We start from the raw sequence: 3,303 nt of genomic DNA, 5'->3' as shown, positions 1-3,303 counted from the left end.
GGCAAGCCGGCTCCTACGGGCTACCGCATCCCCAACGCATCACTCTGATAACCGTTCAGCCCCTCTAGACTGGTCATCCGCCGCAAAAGCGGGTGAAAATGTGCGCGCCGAAAACGCCTACAATCCATCCGTTTGAATATGCACCGCATGTCCATGCGACTTTTCGAGTGCGCGAGCCTGTGGCGTCGCCGCGTAATACCGCACCACCCAGGACACCTTCGACATGAATGGCCCCCACTCCGGCAGCGAAGCCGCCAACCTGATTGCCCGCCTGGACTGGTCGGCCACTCCCCTCGGAGAATCCGGCCACTGGCCCCAGAGCCTGCGCACCGCCGTGGACATCGTGATCCATTCGCCGATGCCGATGCTGCTGCTGTGGGGCGCCGAGCTGACGCAGATCTACAACGACGGCTTCGCCCTGCTGGCGGGCAACAAGCACCCCAGTGCCTTCGGCCACCCGGCGCACCTGACCTGGCCGGAACTGATGGACTTCACCGACCCGATCTACCGCGCCGTGCTCAACGGCCAGGTGCGCACCTTCAGCGAACAGCGCTTCAGCCTGCAACGCACCAACGGCAGCGAATACGACCTGTGGCTGGACCTGACCTACAGCCCGATCCGCAACGAACGCGGCGACGTCGCCGGAATCCTGGTCACCGCCATCGAGACCAACGAGCGCCGGCGCATCGCCCTGGAACTGCAGCAGCGCTCCGACGACAGCCTGCGCGCCCAGCACGAGACCGAAGAGCGCCTGCAACTGGCCCTGGCGGCCACCGACGCGGTGGGCACCTGGGATTGGGACATCGGCGAAGACCGCTTCATCGCCGACGCGCATTTCGCCCAGTTGCACAGCGTCGATCCGCAGCAGTCCCGGCAACTGCCCATCAGCGAGTACCTCAAGGGCGTGCACCCGGAGGACCGCGGCATGGTGGCCCGGGGCATCAAGCATTGCATCACCCACGGCACCGAATACGCCGAGGAGTACCGCCTGCAACTGGCCGACGGCCAGTTGCGCTGGGTGTTCGCCCGAGGCCGCTGCTACAAGGACCACCATGGCCGGCCGACGCGTTTTCTCGGCGCGGCCCTGGACCTCACCGAACGCAAGCAGATGGAACAGGCGCTGCGCCAGAGCCAGACCGAGCTGCAACTGATCATCAATGCCATGCCCGTGCTGATCGGCTATGTCGACCACGAGGAACGCTTTCGCCTGAACAACAGCGCCTACCTGGACTGGTACGGCCTGACCCCGCAGGAACTGTACGGCAAGAGCATCCGCGAAGTGGTCGGCGACGATATCTACGCCACTCGCGCCGAGAACATCAAGGCCGCACTGGCCGGCAAGCCGTGCAGCTTCGAGGCCAGCTCGCCGCACCGCGACGGCCGGCCGCGCCATGCCCTGATGAAGTACCTGCCGCGTTACGGCGCCGACGGCGCGATCAATGGTTTCTACATCTTTGTCATCGACGAAACCGAGCGCCGGCAGACCGAAGAAGCCCTGCGCAATCTCAACGAAACCCTGGAGGAACGGGTCAACCAGCGTACCGAGGCCCTGGCCACTGCCAACCAGCGCCTGCAGAACGAAATGTTCGAGCGCGAACGCGCCGAAGATGCCCTGCGCCATGCGCAGAAGATGGAAGCCGTGGGCCAGCTCACCGGCGGCATCGCCCACGACTTCAACAACATGCTCACCGGCATCATCGGCAGCCTGGACCTGATGCAGCGCTATATCGACAACGGCCGCGGCGCCGAGATCGGCCGCTTCACCGAAGCGGCCATGGCCTCGGCCAAACGCGCGGCGTCCCTGACCCACCGCCTGCTGGCGTTCTCCCGGCGCCAGTCCCTGGACCGCCAGCCGCTGGACCCCAACCAGCTGGTGCGCTCGCTGCAAGAGCTGTTCAACCACACCAAGGGCGAGCACATCGAGCTGCAGATGCAATTGGCGGACGGCGTGTGGCCGGTGAACACCGACGCCAGCCAGCTGGAAAATGCCCTGCTCAACCTGGTGATCAACGCCCGCGACGCCATGCCCGACGGCGGTAGGCTGCTGATCGAAACCGCCAACAGCTACCTCGACGGCAGCGACATCAGCACCCTGGAACCGGTCAAGGCCGGCGACTACGTGATGCTCGGCGTCAGCGACAACGGCACCGGCATGAGCCCGCGGATCCTGGCCAAGGCCTTCGACCCGTTCTTCACCACCAAGCCCATCGGCCAGGGCACGGGCCTGGGGCTGTCGATGATCTACGGCTTCGCCCAGCAGTCCGGCGGCCACGTGACCATCAGCAGCGAACCGGACCAGGGCACCTGCGTGCGCCTGTACCTGCCGAGGCTGTTCGCCGCACCACTGGACAGCGCCGAACCCGCCACCCTCAACCAGGCGCCCCAGGCCATCGCCGGGGAAACCGTGGTGGTGGTGGAAGACGACCCGGCAGTGCGCATGCTGGTGCTCAATGTCCTCGCCGAACTGGGCTACCGCGCCTTCGAGGCCGAAGATGCGCGCAGCGCCCTGCCCTTGCTGGAATCGCCGATGCGCGTCGACCTGCTGGTGACCGATGTCGGCCTGCCGGGCATGAACGGCCGGCAACTGGCGGAGATCGCCCGCCAGCAGCGGCCCGGGCTCAAGGTGCTGTTCATGACCGGCTATGCGGAAAAGGCGGCCGAGCGCCAGGGCTTCCTGGAGCCGGGCATGGACCTGATGGCCAAGCCGTTTTCCATTGAGGAAATGGCCCAGAAGATTCGTCAGATGATCGGCCGCGCGTCCTGAATTCAGGCATAATCCGCGGCCGCCGATTTCCCGCTACAAGGTCACCCGCCCATGAAAGCCCAAGCCCGCCACATCCTGGTGAAAACCGCCGAAGAGGCTGAACAGCTCAAGCAGCGCATCGCCAAGGGTGAAGCCTTCGACGTACTGGCGAAGAAATACTCCACCTGCCCATCCGGCAAGCGCGGCGGCGACCTGGGGGAAGTGCGCCCGGGGCAGATGGTCGGTGCCATCGACCAGGTCATTTTCAAGAAGCCCCTGCGCACCGTGCATGGCCCGATCAAGAGCAAGTTCGGCTATCACCTGGTGCAAGTCTTCTTCCGCGACTGACTCCGGGCCCTGCAGGAGCTGGCTTGCCAGCGAAGGCGCCCGCAAGGTCAACGCCCGGTTCAATGGCCTCTTCGCCGGCAAGCCGGCTCCTACAACCTCTCCCTGCCCTGTAGGAGCTGGCTTGCCAGCGAAGGCGCACGCAAGGTCATCGCCCGGTTCAATGGCCTCTTCGCCGGCAAGCCGGCTCCTACAACCTCCACCTGCCCTGTAGA

At 65.5% G+C, this 3,303-nt stretch carries 2 protein-coding genes; both read left to right on the top strand.

Going from position 1 to position 3,303, the window contains the following annotated elements:
* The first annotated feature begins 223 nt into the window (after positions 1-223).
* A complete protein-coding gene (locus tag F6S12_RS30695) occupies positions 224-2,764 on the top strand; it encodes a PAS domain-containing protein (RefSeq protein ID WP_315869758.1) in 2,541 nt (846 codons plus the stop codon).
* 51 nt (positions 2,765-2,815) lie between these two features.
* Positions 2,816-3,091 (top strand): peptidylprolyl isomerase, encoded by a 276-nt coding sequence (locus F6S12_RS30690; protein ID WP_011061856.1) that lies wholly within the window; start codon positions 2,816-2,818, stop codon positions 3,089-3,091.
* Positions 3,092-3,303 lie beyond the last annotated feature (212 nt).

Origin of the sequence: Pseudomonas sp. JV245A (genome assembly GCF_032424515.1) — a bacterium.
Classification (GTDB): domain Bacteria; phylum Pseudomonadota; class Gammaproteobacteria; order Pseudomonadales; family Pseudomonadaceae; genus Aquipseudomonas; species Aquipseudomonas protegens.
This window is presented reverse-complemented; position numbering and strand designations above follow the sequence as displayed.

What these genes read in the sequence shown, in the direction of transcription:
- F6S12_RS30695 (WP_315869758.1), top strand. Translation starts at nt 224, where the DNA reads ATGAATGGCCCCCACTCCGGCAGCGAAGCCGCCAACCTGATTGCCCGC.
- F6S12_RS30690 (WP_011061856.1), top strand. Translation starts at nt 2,816, where the DNA reads ATGAAAGCCCAAGCCCGCCACATCCTGGTGAAAACCGCCGAAGAGGCT.